14 protein-coding genes, 1 tRNA gene and 1 other RNA gene are annotated in these 16,807 nt (G+C 71.1%); 10 read left to right on the top strand and 6 right to left on the bottom strand.

The features are described 5' to 3' along the window. Window positions 1-144: 144 nt before the first annotated feature. The 3 genes from GA0070621_RS22440 to GA0070621_RS22430 form a co-directional block, all read right to left on the bottom strand. The gene (locus tag GA0070621_RS22440; protein WP_091199212.1) at window positions 145-675 is read right to left on the bottom strand and encodes a hypothetical protein; all 531 of its coding nucleotides are present in this window, start codon (window positions 673-675) and stop codon (window positions 145-147) included. Beyond that, window positions 672-1,340 carry a hypothetical protein gene (locus tag GA0070621_RS22435; RefSeq protein WP_091199209.1) on the bottom strand — a complete coding sequence of 223 codons (669 nt, stop codon included), beginning with the start codon at window positions 1,338-1,340 and terminating at the stop codon, window positions 672-674. The genes GA0070621_RS22440 and GA0070621_RS22435 overlap by 4 nt, the downstream gene beginning before the upstream one ends. A 258-nt stretch (window positions 1,341-1,598) precedes the next feature. Next, a tRNA-Ser gene (locus GA0070621_RS22430) sits at window positions 1,599-1,683 on the bottom strand. 82 nt (window positions 1,684-1,765) lie between these two features. On the opposite strand from GA0070621_RS22430, the gene ffs reads away from it, so the two are divergent. From ffs to GA0070621_RS22385, 9 genes are all read left to right on the top strand, one after another. Next, window positions 1,766-1,855: signal recognition particle sRNA small type (ffs, locus tag GA0070621_RS22425), an RNA gene on the top strand. 107 nt (window positions 1,856-1,962) lie between these two features. Further along, window positions 1,963-4,692, top strand: coding sequence for a DNA polymerase III subunit gamma and tau (locus GA0070621_RS22420; RefSeq protein WP_091199207.1), 2,730 nt, complete (start codon window positions 1,963-1,965; stop codon window positions 4,690-4,692). Between the two features lie 108 nt (window positions 4,693-4,800). Beyond that, window positions 4,801-5,109 (top strand): YbaB/EbfC family nucleoid-associated protein, encoded by a 309-nt coding sequence (locus GA0070621_RS22415; RefSeq protein WP_030502117.1) that lies wholly within the window; start codon window positions 4,801-4,803, stop codon window positions 5,107-5,109. 8 nt (window positions 5,110-5,117) lie between these two features. Beyond that, on the top strand, window positions 5,118-5,711 hold the full coding sequence (gene recR, locus GA0070621_RS22410) for a recombination mediator RecR (protein WP_091126294.1): 594 nt from the start codon (window positions 5,118-5,120) through the stop codon (window positions 5,709-5,711). A 398-nt stretch (window positions 5,712-6,109) separates the two neighbouring features. Beyond that, on the top strand, window positions 6,110-7,780 hold the full coding sequence (locus GA0070621_RS22405) for an ABC transporter substrate-binding protein (RefSeq protein WP_091199205.1): 1,671 nt from the start codon (window positions 6,110-6,112) through the stop codon (window positions 7,778-7,780). 92 nt (window positions 7,781-7,872) lie between these two features. After that, window positions 7,873-8,880 carry an ABC transporter permease gene (locus tag GA0070621_RS22400; RefSeq protein WP_091199203.1) on the top strand — a complete coding sequence of 336 codons (1,008 nt, stop codon included), beginning with the start codon at window positions 7,873-7,875 and terminating at the stop codon, window positions 8,878-8,880. A gap of 112 nt (window positions 8,881-8,992) precedes the next feature. After that, window positions 8,993-10,027 (top strand): ABC transporter permease, encoded by a 1,035-nt coding sequence (locus tag GA0070621_RS22395; protein ID WP_091199201.1) that lies wholly within the window; start codon window positions 8,993-8,995, stop codon window positions 10,025-10,027. 55 nt (window positions 10,028-10,082) lie between these two features. Further along, window positions 10,083-11,069 carry an ABC transporter ATP-binding protein gene (locus GA0070621_RS22390; RefSeq protein WP_091199200.1) on the top strand — a complete coding sequence of 329 codons (987 nt, stop codon included), beginning with the start codon at window positions 10,083-10,085 and terminating at the stop codon, window positions 11,067-11,069. Then, complete coding sequence (locus GA0070621_RS22385; protein WP_091199199.1) at window positions 11,066-12,163, top strand: ABC transporter ATP-binding protein; 1,098 nt, start codon at window positions 11,066-11,068, stop codon at window positions 12,161-12,163. The genes GA0070621_RS22390 and GA0070621_RS22385 overlap by 4 nt, the downstream gene beginning before the upstream one ends. 51 nt (window positions 12,164-12,214) lie before the next feature. On the opposite strand, the gene GA0070621_RS22380 is transcribed toward GA0070621_RS22385, so the two are convergent. Both GA0070621_RS22380 and GA0070621_RS22375 read right to left on the bottom strand, forming a co-directional pair. Next, on the bottom strand, window positions 12,215-12,673 hold the full coding sequence (locus GA0070621_RS22380; protein WP_091199197.1) for a hypothetical protein: 459 nt from the start codon (window positions 12,671-12,673) through the stop codon (window positions 12,215-12,217). Between the two features lie 25 nt (window positions 12,674-12,698). Next, entirely contained in the window at window positions 12,699-13,343 is a 645-nt protein-coding gene (locus tag GA0070621_RS22375) for an HNH endonuclease family protein (protein ID WP_091199195.1), read from the bottom strand. 108 nt (window positions 13,344-13,451) lie between these two features. On the opposite strand from GA0070621_RS22375, the gene GA0070621_RS22370 reads away from it, so the two are divergent. Then, the gene (locus GA0070621_RS22370; RefSeq protein WP_091199194.1) at window positions 13,452-14,888 is read left to right on the top strand and encodes an MFS transporter; all 1,437 of its coding nucleotides are present in this window, start codon (window positions 13,452-13,454) and stop codon (window positions 14,886-14,888) included. Window positions 14,889-14,944: 56 nt separating this feature from the next. Here GA0070621_RS22370 and leuA read toward each other — a convergent pair whose 3' ends face one another. Then, window positions 14,945-16,696: a 2-isopropylmalate synthase gene (leuA, locus tag GA0070621_RS22365; protein WP_091199192.1), complete on the bottom strand. Its 1,752-nt coding sequence runs from the start codon at window positions 16,694-16,696 to the stop codon at window positions 14,945-14,947. Between the last annotated feature and the right edge of the window lie 111 nt (window positions 16,697-16,807).

The following is a 16,807-nucleotide window of genomic DNA, read 5'->3' as shown; positions in this document are numbered from 1 at the left end:
GCCGGTCGCGGATCGCGGATCAGGCGGCGGAACTCACGTTGCATTCGGCCCGGAGGTCGGCCGGAACGGGTGCGGCCGCACCTTAACCCGACGAAGTGCCTGGGCGGTGTCCCCGGAACGGGTCGGAAATCGCGGCGCTCCCGGTCAGCAGGGGCCGTAGCCCTCGTCGAAGAGGCGGCGGGCCCAGTCCGCGTACCCGGCGATGATCTCCCGGACGGTCGTTCCGTCGTGCAGGAACAGGTACGCCCGGTCGCCGTGCCGGGCGAGCAGCCCGTCGAACCGGTACGTCGCCGGTGGCGCGGCCAACTCGACCGCCGACGGGTAGGCGACGCGTACCTCGGCGACCGGCGCGCCGACGGTGATCCCCTCGGGTGTGCTCATCGGTTCGTCGAGCCAGAGCAGGACGAGGCGTTCGTCGACGAAGATCGGGCTGACCGAGCCGTGCCCGGCCAGCGTCGGGCCGCACGCGTCCAGCTCGGTACGCAGCACCCCACGCCGGGTCAGTTCCGCCTCGGTGACGCCGAACTCGGCGTTGCGCAGCCCGTCGAGGCTGACCACCTCGGCGGCCCCGACCGGCCAGGCCGACACGTCCGACCCCTGTGGACGGACGCCGCTGCCGGCGACCGAGGCGGCCACCGTCAACGCGGCGATGAATCCGAATTGTCGCAGTCTCATGAAATCCCCCAGTCCCCAACGGGACCGGGGCGATGAGGTTGCTGGTGCTGTCCGGATTGCCGCAGTTCCCACTCGTCGGCCAGCTCGTCCCAGTAGTCGGCGGAGAGGCCGCGGCGGCCGTGTGCCAGCCAGCCGGCCGTGTCGCGTTCCAGGTGCAGGCCCAGCTCGGCGAACGGGTCGATCCAGGGCCCCGGCTCGACGCCCAGTCGGGCGAGCGCGCCGTTGATCGGCCACTCGGTGCGCGGCCGGTCCAACGCACCGTCGAAGCACGGTCCCCAGCTCACCTCGCCGCCCAGCCAGACCACCGCCGACTGGTGGCCCAGCCCGCCGGCGAACTCCGCCTCCAGGTACGCCACCGGGCCCTCCCGCGACCAGCCGGCCAACACCTGCGACAACTCCGGCGCGGCGCGTCTGTCGCCGCGCTGCGACCTGGAGCCGTCGCCCGCCAGGGCCGGCGACAGGACGAGCTGGAACGGGTGCTCGGCGGACGGCTCGCCGGAGGCGAAGTCGGGCAGCCCCCCGGTCAACTCCTCGACGAGTTGGGGGGTGATCGGCAGCAGCGCGAAGTCCTGACGGAGCGCGGCGAGGACCGCGTGGTCCAGGTCGACGGTCTGCTCGCGAAGCAGTTCGACGTCGGCGACGACCGCGCTGAGCTGGTAACTCATCCGATCCTCTCGGCATCCACAGGCTGTGGATGGAACATGTGTACGAGTGTCGGCGACCGCGCCGCGCGACTCTGCATGCCCGAGTCTTTCAAGCCCCGATGAGACGAGCGAGAGGAGCGGTTGCTCAGTCAGGCGCGCCGGGAAGAAAATGTCCTCTGTTCGACCCCACGGGACGACAATTGGGACGAGGCGACTGTGGAGACGATTCAGGGCCGGTCCCTGTGGGGCCGGCCCTGTCGTTCTTCCTGCTCAAGCGAGCGGAGGATACGAGATTCGAACTCGTGAGGGTGTTAACCCAACACGCTTTCCAAGCGTGCGCCCTAGGCCTCTAGGCGAATCCTCCGCGAGCCAGGATACAGGTCCCCGTCGGGTGGGCCACCCCACCACCCCCTGAAGATCGACGCGGCGTCGGGTAGGCTTGGCGGCACCTCCCGTGCGGCGGTATCTCGTGAACCTCCCCAGGGCCGGAAGGCAGCAAGGATAAGCGAGCTCTGCCGGGTGCACGGGAGGCCTTTCTGTCTCCGGGTACCGGTAACGTTCCTGCGGGTCAGGTCACGGGGTGGTGGGTGGTCACCCGCGCCCGACCGGCGCAGAATGGCTCGGTCGAGAGGAGGCGGTACGGGTGGCACTGGCCCTTTACCGCAAGTACCGGCCCCGTACGTTCGCCGAGGTCATCGGTCAGGAGCACGTCACCGAGCCGCTGTCGCAGGCGCTGCGTAGCGGGCGGCTGAACCATGCGTATCTCTTCTCCGGCCCCCGGGGCTGCGGCAAGACCTCCAGCGCCCGGATTCTGGCCCGCTCGCTCAACTGCGAGCAGGGGCCCACTCCCGAGCCCTGCGGGCAGTGTGAGTCCTGTCGCTCGCTGGCCACCGACGGCGCCGGCTCGATCGACGTCATCGAGATCGACGCGGCCAGCCACGGCGGTGTCGACGACGCCCGCGAGCTGCGCGAGAAGGCGTTCTTCGCGCCGGCCCGCAGCCGCTTCAAGATCTACGTCATCGACGAGGCGCACATGGTCTCGTCGGCCGGCTTCAACGCCCTGCTCAAGCTGGTCGAGGAGCCCCCGGAGTTCGTCAAGTTCATCTTCGCCACCACCGAGCCGGAGAAGGTCCTCGGCACGATCAAGTCGCGGACCCACCACTACCCGTTCCGGCTGATCCCGCCGAAGGTGCTCCGGCCGTATCTTGAGCAGCTCTGCGAGGCCGAGGGTGCCAAGGTCGAGCCGGCGGTCTTCCCGCTGGTGGTGCGCGCCGGCGGTGGCAGCGCCCGGGACAGCCTCTCCGTGCTCGACCAGCTCATCGCGGGCGCCGGCCCGGAGGGGGTCAGCTACGCCCGAGCCGCCGCACTGCTCGGCGTCACCGACTCCGCGTTGATCGACGAGATGTGCGACGCCCTTGCCGCCGGGGACGGCGCCGCCGCGTACGCGACCGTGGACCGGGTCGCCGAGGCCGGCCACGATCCCCGCCGGTTCGCCTCCGACCTGCTGGAACGGCTCCGCGACCTGATCGTCATGCAGCAGGTGCCGGACGCCGCCGCCAAGGGCCTGATCGACGGCCCGGACGACCAGATCGAGCGGATGGCCGCCCAGGCCCAGCGGCTCGGCTCGGCCACCCTGTCCCGCTGCGCGGACATCGTGCACAACGGCCTGGTCGAGATGCGCGGCACCACCGCTCCCCGGCTGCTGCTGGAGCTGATCTGCGCCCGGATGCTGCTGCCCGGCGTGGACGACTCGTCCGGCGGCCTGCTCCAGCGCCTGGAACGGATGGAACGCCGGCTCACCGTGGGCGGTGCCGAGCCGCCGTCGGCCGCCGCCGGCCCCGCGCCGGTCGCCCCCGCCCCCGAGGTACGCCAGGAGCCTCCCGCCCCGGCCGCGGCTGTCGCCGCGTCCCACCCGGAGACCGCCGGCACGCCGGCGGCTGCCGGCACCCCGACCGGCATGGCCGCCGCGCGGGCCGCTGCCGCGGCCGCCGGTTCCCGTTCCGCGCCGGCCGCCCCGAGCCCGGCCGACGATGCCCGTTCCGCGTCGAGCCCGGCCGCCGATGCCCGTTCCGCCCCGAGCCCAGCCGACGGCTCCCGTCCCGCCCCGGCCACCCCGACGCCGGCCGACGCGGCCCTGGCCGGGGCCGGCCCGGCCTCCGGTGCCCCTGCCCGTCGTTCCGTGCCGCCGTCGGCGGTGATGCCCGATCCGGCCACCCCGGAGCCGCCGCGTCCCGGCTCGGCCCCGCCCGGCGCGCTGGACGCCGTCGCCGTACGCCGGGTCTGGCCCGAGGTGGTCGGCAAGGTCAACCGCACCAACAAGCGGATCGCGGCGCTGATGCGCGACGCGGTGGTCCGCGACCTGGACGGCGACACGCTGGTGCTGACCGTGAAGTCGACGGTGCTGGCCAAGATGATGGCCGATCACTCCGCGGTGCTGACCGACGCGCTCTACGAGGAGTTGGGTGGCCGCTGGCAGATCCGTTGCGAGGTGGCCGGCGAGCGGGGTGCCGCGACGCTCGGCGGCCCGACCCGTTCCGCCGCTCCGCCCCGGCCGGCCGCCGCCGCGCCCGCTGCTGGCCCGTCGGGCGGTCCGGCCGGCTCAGCCGGTGGGCCGGCGGGTCCGGGCGGTGGCCCGGACGGCGGGGGCGGCGCGAGTCGTGGCACTGCCCCGACCCGGTCCGCCGTGCCCGGTCACGCCCGGACGGACGCCGGCGGCTCCCCGAACGGCTCGGGCGCCCCGGCGCGGACGGGTGATCCCTCTGCTCGGGTGCCCGGCCGCGGGGCCGACGCACCGAACGACGACGAGGAGTGGCCCGAACCGGCCCGACCGGGTGGCGGCGCCGAGGAGGGCGGGGACTGGCCGGAGCCGGCCCGCCCCGGCGGCGCCGCGACCGGCTCGCCGGAGCCGACCCGGCCGGGCGGCGCCACGGCGACCGTGACGGCGGCTCCCGCCGTACCCGGGCCGGCTGGTCCTTCCTCGCCAAGCTCGACCACCGGGTCGACGACGGCGGCGCAGCGGCCCACGGCGGGCGGGACCGGCGGCGCGCCGGTGAGCAGCGCGATCGCGGCGGCCCGGGCGGCCGCTGCGGCTGCCACTGGCGGCGGGCCGGGCAAGGGACCGCGCGTGGCCCAGGCGCGGCAGACCGCGGACGCCGAGTGGGCCGGTGAGCCGCCCTACGACCCGGACTACGACGGGCCGGTGGCCGGCGCCGCGAAGGCGACGCCCGTCTACGAGGGCTTCGACCCGGGCGACGAGCCGCTGGACGACGTGATCGACGAGCGGACCGCCCGGCAGTCCAGCGAGGAGCAGGCGGTGCGGCTGCTCCGGGAGGCGTTCGGGGCGGAGAAGATCGACGAGGTGGACGCGCGCTGATCGCGCGCCGACCGCGGAGGACCGGTGCCGCCGCCCGACTAGGCTGGGCGCGGCCGATCAGACGAGTGCGAGAAGGAGCCGTCCGTGCGCCCAGGTGGACAGCCGAACATGCAGCAGATGCTGAAGCAGGCGCAGAAGATGCAGCAGCAGATCGCCAAGGCCCAGGCCGAGCTGGCCGAGGCGGAGCTGACCGGCACCGCGGGCGGTGGCCTGGTCACCGCCACCGTCGCCGGTACCGGTGAGCTGAAGGCGATCAAGATCGACCCGAAGGCGGTCGACCCGGAGGACGTGGAGACGCTGGAGGACCTGGTCGTCGCGGCCGTGCACAACGCCGCCGAGGCGGCTCGGGAGCTGACCGAGAAGAAGATGGGCCCGGTCGCGGGCGGGATGGGCGGCCTCGGCCTGCCCGGGTTCTGAGCCGGCAGATGTACGAGGGTGCCATCCAGGACCTGATCGACGAGCTGGGCCGGCTGCCCGGCGTGGGCCCGAAGAGCGCCCAGCGGATCGCCTTCCACGTCCTGTCGGCGGATCCGGCCGACGTGAACCGGCTGGCCGGCGCGCTGCGCAAGGTCAAGGAGCTGGTGCGCTTCTGCACGAGCTGCTTCAACGTGGCCGAGTCGGAGCAGTGCCGGATCTGCCGCGACCCGCGGCGTACGGACGAGGTGCTCTGCGTGGTCGAGGAGCCGAAGGACGTGGTGGCGATCGAGCGGACCGGTGAGTTCCGCGGTCGCTATCACGTGCTCGGCGGCGCGATCAATCCGCTGGAGGGGATCGGGCCGGACAATCTGCGGATCCGGGAGCTGATGACCCGGCTGGGCGGTGGCGCGGTGCGCGAGCTGATCCTCGCCACCGACCCGAACACCGAGGGCGAGGCGACCGCGACGTACCTGGCCCTGCTGGTCAAGCCGATGGGGATCGCGGTGACCCGGCTGGCCAGCGGCCTGCCGGTCGGCGGCGATCTTGAGTACGCCGACGAGATCACCCTGGGCCGGGCGTTCGAGGGCCGCCGGGCGATCTGAGCGCCGTACCGGGCACGGAGAGGTGGAGACGGGCCGTCGGTCCCGCGACGCCTCCTCCGTGCCGGGGGCGCTGCCGACCCTGCGAGTACCGGCCCCTGAGCGGCCGATGGGCCGACGATCGTTGTTGCCGGAATGTGGGATGAGTGTCGTTCGCCACGTGGCCAGGCGATCAGCCCTGGACTGGATTGACTTGCAATGATTTGTCCGATCCCAGCATCTGCTCGCGGCTGTGACAGTCCTGTTTGTCGCGAGATCAGTCCCTGTCAGACCCGCAGCTTGGTGTCGGCTTGATAGCGATTGCCTAACGGGCGTTCCGCTTCTGTGTGTCGTGTCATAGCCTCCCGCTCACGGACTGAGCCACAACTTCGGCGTGGACAGGCGCATGACAGAGGTGAGAGATGCAGGCGAGCAGGCGTAAAGCGGCCGTGGCCCTCGCGGCCGCAGCCGCTCTGGCGGTCGGGGCGTCCGGCTGCGCCAAGAGCGAGCGCGACGGGGACAGCGGTGGGGCAAAGACCGGCGGCACCTTCGTCTTCGCGGGTGCCGGTGACCCGAAGAACTTCGACCCGATCTTCAACGACGACGGTGAGTCGTTCCGGCCGGTCCGGCAGATGTACGACACCCTGATCCAGAACAAGCCGGGCACGGCTGACCTCCAGGGCGCTCTGGCCGAGAGCTGGGAGCACGACCCCGAGGGCAAGGTCTGGACCTTCCACCTCCGCAAGGGTGTGAAGTTCCACGACGGCAACGCCTTCAATGCCGCTGCGGTCTGCTTCAACTTCGACCGCTGGTACAACATGAAGGGCGCTGCCGCACAGTCCCAGATGCTCTACTACCTGGACGTCTTCGGCGGCTTCGCGAACAACGAGAGCCCGGACGCCGGCAAGGCCCTCTACAACAAGTGTGAGGCCAAGGACGACAACACGGCCGTCATCACCATGAATGAGTACAAGGGCGCCTTCCCTGGGGCCTTCGCGCTGACGTCGCTGTCGATCGCCAGCCCGGAGGCGCTGAAGAAGTACGACGCCGACACGGTCAAGCAGAACGGCGACTCGTTCGAGTACAGCGCGTTCGCCAACGAGCACCCGGTCGGCACCGGCCCGTTCACGTACGGCGGCTGGGACAAGGCCAAGGGTGAGATCACCCTGAACCGGAACCCCGACTACTGGGGCGAAAAGGCCAAGGTCGACAAGCTGATCATCAAGGTCATCAAGGACGAGAACACCCGCAAGCAGGAGCTGCGGGCCGGCACCGTCCAGGGCATCGACTTCCCGGCCCCGGCCGACCGCAAGGCGCTGGAGAGCGAAGGCTTCAACGTCATCAACCGCCCGGCGTTCAACATCCTCTACCTGGGCATCAACCAGAAGAACCCGAAGCTGAAGGACCTGCGGGTGCGCCAGGCGATCGCCTACGCCCTCAACCGTCAGCAGCTCGTCCAGACCAAGGGCCCGGGTGGCACCAAGGTCGCCGACGAGTTCATGCCGGACACCGTGCTCGGCTACGCGCCGGACGTGCAGAAGTACGAGTACGACCCGGAGAAGGCCAAGCAGCTGCTCAAGGAGGCGGGCGCCGAGGGTCTGACGCTCAACTTCTACTACCCGACCGACGTCTCCCGGCCGTACATGCCGAACCCGCAGGAGATCTTCACCGTTCTCGCCAACGACCTGCAGGCCGTCGGCATCAAGGTCAACGGTGTGTCCCGCCCGTGGAACGGTGGCTACAAGGACGACGTGCAGCAGTTCGGCAAGCACGACCTGCACATCCTCGGCTGGACCGGTGACTACAACGACCCGGGCAACTTCGTCGGCACCTTCTTCGGTCGCGCCAAGACCGAGTTCGGTGACGCGGCGGTGACCGACATGTTCGACGCCATCGCCAAGGCCGACGGCACCGTCGACGAGGCCGGCAAGAAGGCCGCCTGGGAGCAGGTCAACCGCGACATCGCCGCCAAGTGGCTTCCGGCCGTGCCGATCTGGCACGCCCCGCCGGCCATCGTGGTCACCAAGGACGTCAAGGGCATGATCGCCAGCCCGCTGACCGACGAGCGGTTCAACACGGTCAGCGTCGGCTGACGACGCCGCTGACGCCGTACACGGAATCGGCCCGGGCCGGGCTTCCCCGGCCCGGGCCGACCCGCTGTTATCGAGAATCTGGTGTGTGAGAGATGTTGCGAGTCATAGTCCGCCGCCTGCTTCAGCTGGTGGTGACCCTGATAGCGCTGTCGGCGCTGATCTTCATCTGGCTGCGGAACCTGCCCGGCGGCCCGGTCGACGCGCTGCTCGGTGAGCGGGCCACCCCGCAGAACCGCGCCCTGCTGACCAAGGCGCTCGGCTATGACCAGCCGATCATGGTGCAGTACGCCAAGTTCATGCAGCGGGTGCTGACCGGCGACTTCGGCAACTCGATCCGGACCGGCGACGCGGTCACCGAGGTGATCGGCCGCGCCTTCCCGGCCACCATCGAGCTGGCCCTGGCTGCCATGATCATTGCGGTCGGGCTGGGGGTGCCGCTCGGTTACCTCGCCGCCCGCTTCCGGGGACGGCTGCTGGACAACCTGAGCATCGCCGGCACCCTACTCGGCATCTCGATTCCGATCTTCTTCCTGGGCTACCTGCTCAAGGACGTCTTCACCCAGAACATCCACTGGTTCCCGCCCTCGGGGCGGCTCAGCACCGGTCTGGACAACACCAACGTCACCGGATTCTTCGTCCTCGACGGACTGCTCACCCGGGAGTTCGACGCCACCGCCGACGCGCTGTGGCACCTGATCCTGCCGGCCCTCACCCTGGCCACCATCCCGCTGGCGGTGATCGTCCGGATGACCCGGGCCAGCGTGCTGGACGTGCTCAACGAGGACTACGTCCGTACGGCGGAGGCGAAGGGCCTGCGGCACAAGACCATCCGGGGCCGGCACATCCTGCGCAACGCCCTGCTGCCGGTGGTCACCACCATCGGCCTGCAGACCGGCGCGCTGCTCTCCGGCGCGGTGCTGACCGAGAAGGTCTACAACTGGGGTGGCCTGGGCACGCTGATCACCGACTCGATCAGCGGCGGTCGCGACTACCCGGTGCTCCAGGCGCTGATTCTGCTGGCCGCGATGGTCTTCGTGGTGGTCAACCTCCTGGTCGACCTCTCCTACGCCGTGATCGACCCCAGGGTGCGTGTGCGATGAGCGAGCGCACGAGGCTCAGCGAGAAGCGCCGGCCTGGGCGCGGTGGGTGGGGAATCACCAGGCACAGTGTGGCGGAGCCTCTCGCTGCCGCCGAGCGAAGCGAGGTGGCAGCATGAGCGACCCGACCACCCGGCCCGGGGTGACCGCCCCGCGCGACGGCGCCGACACCCCCGGCCAGCGGCCCAAGGGCGCGACCGAGCGGGGCATCGGCCGGCTCGGCGACCGGAAGAAGGCGAAGCTGGACGAACTGGCTCGCGCCAGCGCCGACAAGGGCGGTGTGAGCCTCATCCGGGACGCCGTCCGGCGGCTGCGGCACAACCCGGTCGCCATGTTCGGCGCGGCCATCGTCGCGGTGTTCGTCCTGGTGGCGATCTTCGCGCCGCTGCTCGCGCCGCACGACCCGGGGCAGCGGTTCGACGAGCTGACCAAGAACCTCACCGTCGACAACATTCCCGGGGCCAGCGGCGATTTCCCGCTCGGCTCGGATCCGCTCGGCCGGGACTTCCTCTCCCGCCTGATCTACGGCAGCCGGCAGACCCTCTTCGTCGGCGTCTTCGCCACGCTGATCGGGCTGGCGCTCGGCACGCTGTTCGGTGCCCTCGCCGGCGCCTTCGGCGGCTGGGTCGACAACATCCTGATGCGCCTCACCGACGTGATGCTGGCCCTGCCGGCGCTGCTGCTGGCGATCAGCCTGGTCGCCATGGCCAGCCGGTCCAGCCAGTGGACGGTGATCATGGCGGTGGCCATCGTCAACGTGCCGATCTTCGCCCGGCTGCTGCGCGGCTCGATGCTGGCCCAGCGGGAGAGCGACCACGTGCTGGCCGCCCGGGCGCTCGGTGTGAAGCAACGATCCATCGTGCTGCGGCACATGCTGCCCAACGCGATGACCGCGGTGATCGTCCAGGCCACGCTCACCCTCTCCACCGCGATCCTGGAAGCCGCCTCGCTCTCCTTCCTCGGCCTCGGTGACCCGGACATCAACCGGGCCGAGTGGGGCCTGATGCTCGGCGTGGACGGCGTCCGCTACTTCGAGGTACGGCCGGAGCTGGCCTACTACCCGGCGTTGGCGATCATCGTGGTCGCACTCGGCTTCACCCTGCTGGGCGAGGGGATGCGCGAGGCGATCGACCCGAAGAGCCGGCGGTGACGGCGATGCGCTGGACCAGCACGGCCGGCCCTGGCCGGCGAGAGGAAGTGACCCGATGAGCCTGCTCGACGTACGCGATCTGAGTGTGGTGTTCCAGCGTCGCGGTGAGCGACCGTTCACCGCGGTCGACAAGGTCAGCTTCAGCGTGGAGCCGGGGCAGACCGTGGGCCTGGTCGGCGAGTCCGGCTGCGGCAAGAGCGTGACCAGCCTGGCGATCATGGGCCTGCTGCCCAGGCGGGGCAACAAGGTCACCGGCCAGGTGATGTTCGACGGGACCGACCTGCTCCAGCTCCGTCCGAACGACATGCGGGACCGGCGCGGCCGGGACATCGGCATGATCTTCCAGGACCCGCTCTCCTCGCTGAACCCGGTCGTGCCGATCGGCGTGCAGGTGGCCGAGGTGCTGGAACGGCACCGGGGCATGGAGCGCAAGGCGGCGCTGAAGGAGGCCCGGGAACTGCTCGACGCGGTCGGCATCCCGGACCCGTCCCGCCGGCTGAAGGAGTACCCGCACCAGATCTCCGGCGGTATGCGGCAGCGCGCGCTGATCGCCATCGCGCTGGCCTGCAAGCCGCGGCTGCTGATCGCCGACGAGCCGACGACCGCACTGGACGTGACCATCCAGGCGCAGATCCTCACCCTGCTCAAGCAGCTCGTCGACGAGACCGGCACCGCGCTGATCATGATCACGCACGATCTGGGCGTGGTGGCCGGTCTCTGCGACACGGTCAACGTGCTCTACGGCGGCAAGGTGGTCGAGCGGGCCGCCCGGCACGAGCTGTTCGCCCGGCCACGGCACCCGTACACCCACGGGCTGCTCAGCTCCGTGCCGCGGCTGGACGCGCCGCGGGGCGAGCGGCTGCACGCCATTCGCGGCTCGGTGGCCGACAACATCCCGTGGGTGGAGGGGTGCGCGTTCGCGCCTCGCTGCGACCGGGTGGTGGACGCCTGCCTGGAGGGCACGCCCCCGCTCGAACCCACCGCGACCCGCGGCGACCTGCGCTGCAACAACCCCGTAACCGAGGAGGTGGCGGTGCCGTGACCGAGCGGACCGGACCACTGGTCGAACTGCGCGACGTCAAGGTCCACTTCCCGATCAAGAGCGGCGTTCTCTTCGACCGTACGGTCGGCTACGTCTACGCCGTCGACGGCGTCTCGCTGTCGATCAACAAGGGCGAGACGTACGGCCTGGTAGGCGAGTCGGGGTGTGGCAAGTCCACCCTCGGCCGGGGCCTGCTGCGGCTCGTCGAGCCGACCGACGGGGAGATCGTCTTCGACGGCACCGACGTCCGCTCGCTCAAGGGCGAGTCGATGCGCCGGGCCCGCCGCCGGATGCAGATGATCTTCCAGGACCCGCTGTCCAGCCTCGACCCCCGGCAGTCGGTGGAGTCGCTGCTGGTCGAGGGGCTCAAGGCGCACGGGTTGGCCGGCGACAAGGCGGCCACCGCCAAGCGGCTCCGGGAGGCCCTGGACGCGGTCGGGCTGCCCGCCTCGGCGCTGAGCAAGTACCCGCACGAGTTCTCCGGCGGCCAACGGCAGCGGATCGGCATCGCCCGCGCGCTGGTGCTCGACCCGGACCTGATCGTCGCCGACGAGCCGGTGTCGGCGCTGGACGTGTCGATCCAGGCGCAGGTGCTCAACCTGCTGGAGGACCTGCAGAACGAGCGGGGCCTGACGTACCTGATCATCGCCCACGACCTGGCGGTGGTCCGGCACATCGCCGACACGGTCGGGGTGATGTACCTCGGCGGGCTGGTGGAGGAGGCGTCCAGCGACGACCTCTACCGCGAGCCGATGCACCCGTACACGAAGGCGTTGATGTCGGCGGTGCCGGTGCCGGACCCGACGGTCGAGGACCGCCGTGAGCGGATCCTGCTCGCCGGCGACCTGCCGTCGCCGTCGAACCCGCCGGCCGGATGCCGGTTCCACACCCGCTGCCCGTGGGCCCAGCCGACCCGCTGCGCCGACGAGCGGCCGGCACTGCGCGAGGTGCTCGACGGGCACCGGGTGGCCTGCCACTACGCCGAGCAGATCGCCGACGGCAAGATCCGGCCGCACGAGGTCGAGCCGGAGCTGGTCCGGCCGGACGAGGGTACCGCGCCGGGCGACCCCGGTGAGCTGATCCCGACGCCGTGAGCACCGGCCGGGGCCCCTGCCCGGAGATCGCGGGCAGGGGCCCGGCCCGTCTCAGCCCTCGGGGCGGTTGAGCAGGGCGACCGCGATGGTGTGCACGGCGTCCAGGCTGGCCGGGTCGGCCAGCGGCACCCGCCCGCCGGTCACCCCGTACCACTCGTCGGCGTCCTTGTACTGCACGCGCAGGGTGACCTGGCCGTCGGCGTACTCGGTACGCAGGGTCAGCTCGCCGGTCACCACGCCCACCTCGTCGGTCATCACCCCACCCGGACCGGCCGTGATGTCGCTGGTCCGCTGCTGCGCGCCGGCACCATCGGGGGCACCGGCGGGCGGGGCGGCGTCGGCGGACATGCCCGCTCCGGGGACCTCGGCGGAGGCCGGCGGGGTGCCGTCGACCGCCATCCCGGCCGAGGTAGGGCCGGTCGAGGTGCCGCCGCCGTCGGCTGCCGCCGCGCTCTCGTCCGTGGTCTGCGGCGGTGTGCCGCCGGCCCCGGTCTCAGCTGCTTCGCTCATGACGGCACTCCGCTTCGCTGCGTGCTCATGTGCAGGTCTCCAACATGTCGGTGAGGGCGGTCTTCTCGGCACTGGTCACCGTCAGCCCCCAGTAGTGCTTGACCGTCACCCAGTCCTCGGCGTACTTGCACCAGTACGACCGGTTCGCCGGCTTCCACTGGGACGGGTCCTGATCACCCTTTGCCCGGTTGGAGCGCGCGGAAACCGCCACCAGCTGTGGCCGGGTCAGGTCGTTGGCGAAGTCGCCGCGCTTCGAGTCGTCCCACTGGTCCGCGCCGGAACGCCAGGCGTTGGCCAGCGGCACCACGTGGTCGATGTCCACCTGGGAAGGGTCGTCGAAGGCCAGCCCGTCGTACACGCTCTCCCAGTGGCCGCCGACCACGTTGCACCCGGACAGCTTGACGTTCTCGCCGTCCTTCTGCAGCACGGTGTCCCGCACGTCGCAGTTCTTGCCGGTCTTGCGCCAGTGCGGGAAGCGGGACCGGCTGTAGCCCTTCATGGCCCCGGCGGTGGCCACGGTCAGTTCGTCGAGTTGCTTGGTGACGGCCCCGGTGGCGCTCGTCGCCGGTTCCGGCTCGTCGACCACCGGCACGCAGCCGGCCACGCCGACGGCGACCGCCGCGGCGAGTGCGGCCGCGAGTCCGGCGCGGGCTTCTGATCTCGTACGCACAGACGACACCTCTCCAGCTTGCGTGCTCCGGGCGAGTCCGCACAGTACCCCGGATCGGTTTCCATGATTCGTGGCGTCGGTAGTGGAGTGCGGGCAGAGTTGGTACCCATGACCGCACCCGCGCCCGCGCTCCGGATGGGCACCGCCGCCGGGCGGGGCACTCTGCTCGCCGCGATCCTCGCCTCCGGCATGGTCTTCCTGGACACCACGGTGGTCAACGTGGCGTTGCCCCGGCTCGGCGCGGAGTTGAAGGCCAGCGTCGCCGATCTCCAGTGGACGGTGAACGGCTACCTGCTGACACTGGCCGCGTTCGTGCTGCTCGGGGGCGCGCTCGGCGACCGGTTCGGCCGCCGGCGGGTCTTCCTGATCGGCGTGGCCTGGTTCGCGACGGCGTCGGTGCTCTGCGGGCTGGCTCAGGGGACCGGCTGGCTGATCGTGGCCCGGTTCCTCCAGGGCGCCGGCGGGGCGTTGCTCACCCCCGGCTCGCTCTCCGTGCTCCAGGCCAGCTTCCACCGGGACGACCGGGGGCGGGCGATCGGCACCTGGTCCGGGCTGTCCGGGGTCTCCACCGCCCTCGGCCCGCTCCTCGGCGGGTGGCTGATCGACGCGCTCTCCTGGCGGTGGATCTTCTTCATCAACCTGCCGCTGGCCGTCGCGGTGGTGCTCGCCGCGCTGCGCTGGGTGCCGGAGAGCCGGGACGTGGCCGCCTCGCGTACGGGGGCGACGCGGCGGTTCGACGTGGGCGGCGCACTGCTCGGCGCGCTGGGCCTCGGCGGGGTCACGTACGCCCTGATCGACGCGCCGGCCCGCGGCGGGCGCTCCCCGGCGGTGCTGGTGTCGGTGCTGGTCGGGGTGCTCGCCGTGGCGGCCTTCGTGCTGGTCGAGCGGCGGCGCGGCGAGGCGGCCATGCTCCCCACCAAGCTGTTCGGCAGCCGGCTCTTCTCGGTGCTGAACGTCTTCACCGTGGTCGTGTACGCGGCGCTCGGCGGGTTCACCTTCTTCCTCGCCGTCTTTCTCCAGAACGGGATCGGTTGGTCGGCGCTGCGCACCGGGCTGGCCACCGTACCGATGACGCTGTTGCTGCTGGTCGGCTCGCCCCGGGCCGGGGCGCTGTCGGCCAAGATCGGCCCACGGCTGCCGCTGACCGTCGGGCCGGTGATCGCCGCGGGCGGTCTGCTGCTGCTGCGCCGGATCGGGCCGGGGGCGTCGTACTGGGTGGACGTGCTGCCCGGGGTGGTCCTGTTCGGCGCGGGCCTGACCCTGGTGGTGGCCCCGCTGACCACCTCGGTGCTGGCGGCCGTGGCGGACCGGTTCGCCGGGGTGGCCAGCGGCTTCAACAACGCCGCCTCCCGGGCCGGTGGCCTGCTGGCGGTGGCCGCGCTGCCGCTGCTGGTCGGTCTCTCCGGCACCGGGTACGAGCAGAAGGCGGCCCTGACCGACGCGTTCCGCGGGGCGCTGCTCTGGTGCGCGGGCCTGCTGCTGCTCGGCGCCGTGCTGGCCGGGCTGCTGGTGCACCGCCCGGGGAAAGGAAGGACGCCTTCTTGACGCCTTCGGTCCCCCGTCAACACCGAGGCGTTGACAGGGGACCGATCCTTGCCGGCTCAGGCGCGGGCGCGGTTGACGGCGCTGGTGACCGCCTTCACCGAGGCGGTCACGATGTTGGCGTCCACGCCGACGCCCCAGACCGTACGACCGTCGACTTCGCACTCGACGTACGCGGCGGCGTGCGCGTCGCCGCCGGAGGAGAGGGCGTGTTCGTGGTAGTCGAGTACGCGTACCGACACGCCCAGGGAGTGCAGCGCGTTGACGTACGCGTCGATCGGACCGTTGCCGACCGCGGCCAGCGCGTGGCGTCGGCCGTCGTATCTGACCTGGACGTCGATCTCGACCTTGCTGTCGGTGGTGCCGATGGTGTAGTCGGCCACCGCGATCGTCGGGTCGATCTGGTGGTCGGCGAGGTAGTTGCGGGCGAAGATCTGCCACATGGTGACGGGTTCGACCTCGCCGCCGTCGTGGTCGGTGACCTGTTGGACCACGCCGGAGAATTCGATCTGGAGGCGGCGGGGCAGGTCGAGTTGGTACTCGGTCTTCATGATGTACGCGACGCCGCCCTTGCCCGACTGGGAGTTGACGCGGATGACGGCTTCGTAGGTGCGGCCCAGGTCCTTCGGGTCGATCGGGAGGTAGGGCACCGCCCAGGTGAACTCGTCGACCGGTACGCCGGCCGCCGCGGCGTCGGCGTGCAGGGCGTCGAAGCCCTTCTTGATCGCGTCCTGGTGGGAGCCGGAGAAGGCGGTGTAGACCAGGTCGCCGGCGTACGGGTGGCGTTCGTGCACCGGGAGCTGGTTGCAGTATTCGACGGCTCGGCGGATCTCGTCGATGTTCGAGAAGTCGATCATGGGGTCGATGCCCTGGGAGAACAGGTTCAGTCCCAGGGTGACCAGGTCGACGTTGCCGGTGCGTTCGCCGTTGCCGAACAGGCAGCCCTCGACCCGGTCGGCGCCGGCCAGCAGGCCCAGCTCGGCGGCGGCCACGCCGGTGCCCCGGTCGTTGTGCGGGTGCAGGCTCAGCGTCACGCTGTCGCGCCGGGGCAGGTGCCGGTGCATCCACTCGATCGAGTCGGCGTACACGTTCGGCATGGCCATCTCGACGGTGGCCGGCAGGTTCACGATCAGCTTCCGGTCCGGGGTCGGGTCGACCACCTCGATGACCTTGGCGCAGACCTCCAGCGCGTACTCCAGCTCGGTGCCGGTGTACGACTCCGGCGAGTACTCGTAGTGGATGTCGGTGTCCGGGGTGTGGATCTGCGCGTACTTCTGGCAGAGCCGGGCGCCGCTGGTGGCGATGTCGGTGATGCCGTCCCGGTCCAGACCGAAGACCACCCGCCGCTGCAGCGTCGAGGTGGAGTTGTAGAAGTGCACGATGGCCCGGCGGGCGCCGCGCAGCGACTCGAAGGTCCGGTCGATCAGGTGCTCCCGGCACTGGGTGAGCACCTGGATGGTGACGTCCTCGGGGATCAGATCCTGCTCGATCAGTTGCCGGACGAAGTCGTAGTCGGTCTGGCTGGCCGAGGGGAAACCGACCTCGATCTCCTTGTAGCCCATCTGCACGAGCAACTGGAACATCCGGCGCTTACGCTCCGGCGACATCGGGTCGATCAGCGCCTGATTGCCGTCGCGCAGGTCCACCGCGCACCAACGCGGCGCGGCCTCGACCCGGCGCGTCGGCCAGGCGCGATCCGGCAGGTCAAGACGGAACTGCTGGTGATACGGCAGGTAACGGTGAAACGGCATCCGGCTCGGGCGCTGCCGGGCGATCGGATCGGATTGAGCGTCGGTGGCGGTTTCAGCCATCTCGGAGTGCTCCCTGGGAACATGTGGCGTCAGCAGATCGGAAGGTGTCGGCGCGATGCCGGGCGACGTTGCCCGGGCGGTGCCGAGAGGAAGTTCGGATGTGCTGGACGG

Source organism: Micromonospora narathiwatensis (assembly GCF_900089605.1).
Lineage (GTDB): Bacteria > Actinomycetota > Actinomycetes > Mycobacteriales > Micromonosporaceae > Micromonospora > Micromonospora narathiwatensis.
The sequence above is the reverse complement of the archived record's forward strand: the minus strand, read 5'-3'. Positions and strand labels throughout refer to the sequence as shown.

Bases quoted from the DNA above. Each gene is read 5' to 3' on its own strand.
- GA0070621_RS22440 (WP_091199212.1), bottom strand. From the start codon at position 675: ATGAGACTGCGACAATTCGGATTCATCGCCGCGTTGACGGTGGCCGCC.
- GA0070621_RS22435 (WP_091199209.1), bottom strand. From the start codon at position 1,340: ATGAGTTACCAGCTCAGCGCGGTCGTCGCCGACGTCGAACTGCTTCGC.
- GA0070621_RS22415 (WP_030502117.1), top strand. From the start codon at position 4,801: ATGCAGCAGATGCTGAAGCAGGCGCAGAAGATGCAGCAGCAGATCGCC.
- recR (WP_091126294.1), top strand. From the start codon at position 5,118: ATGTACGAGGGTGCCATCCAGGACCTGATCGACGAGCTGGGCCGGCTG.
- GA0070621_RS22405 (WP_091199205.1), top strand. From the start codon at position 6,110: ATGCAGGCGAGCAGGCGTAAAGCGGCCGTGGCCCTCGCGGCCGCAGCC.
- GA0070621_RS22400 (WP_091199203.1), top strand. From the start codon at position 7,873: ATGTTGCGAGTCATAGTCCGCCGCCTGCTTCAGCTGGTGGTGACCCTG.
- GA0070621_RS22395 (WP_091199201.1), top strand. From the start codon at position 8,993: ATGAGCGACCCGACCACCCGGCCCGGGGTGACCGCCCCGCGCGACGGC.
- GA0070621_RS22390 (WP_091199200.1), top strand. From the start codon at position 10,083: ATGAGCCTGCTCGACGTACGCGATCTGAGTGTGGTGTTCCAGCGTCGC.
- GA0070621_RS22380 (WP_091199197.1), bottom strand. From the start codon at position 12,673: ATGAGCGAAGCAGCTGAGACCGGGGCCGGCGGCACACCGCCGCAGACC.
- GA0070621_RS22370 (WP_091199194.1), top strand. From the start codon at position 13,452: ATGACCGCACCCGCGCCCGCGCTCCGGATGGGCACCGCCGCCGGGCGG.
- leuA (WP_091199192.1), bottom strand. From the start codon at position 16,696: ATGGCTGAAACCGCCACCGACGCTCAATCCGATCCGATCGCCCGGCAG.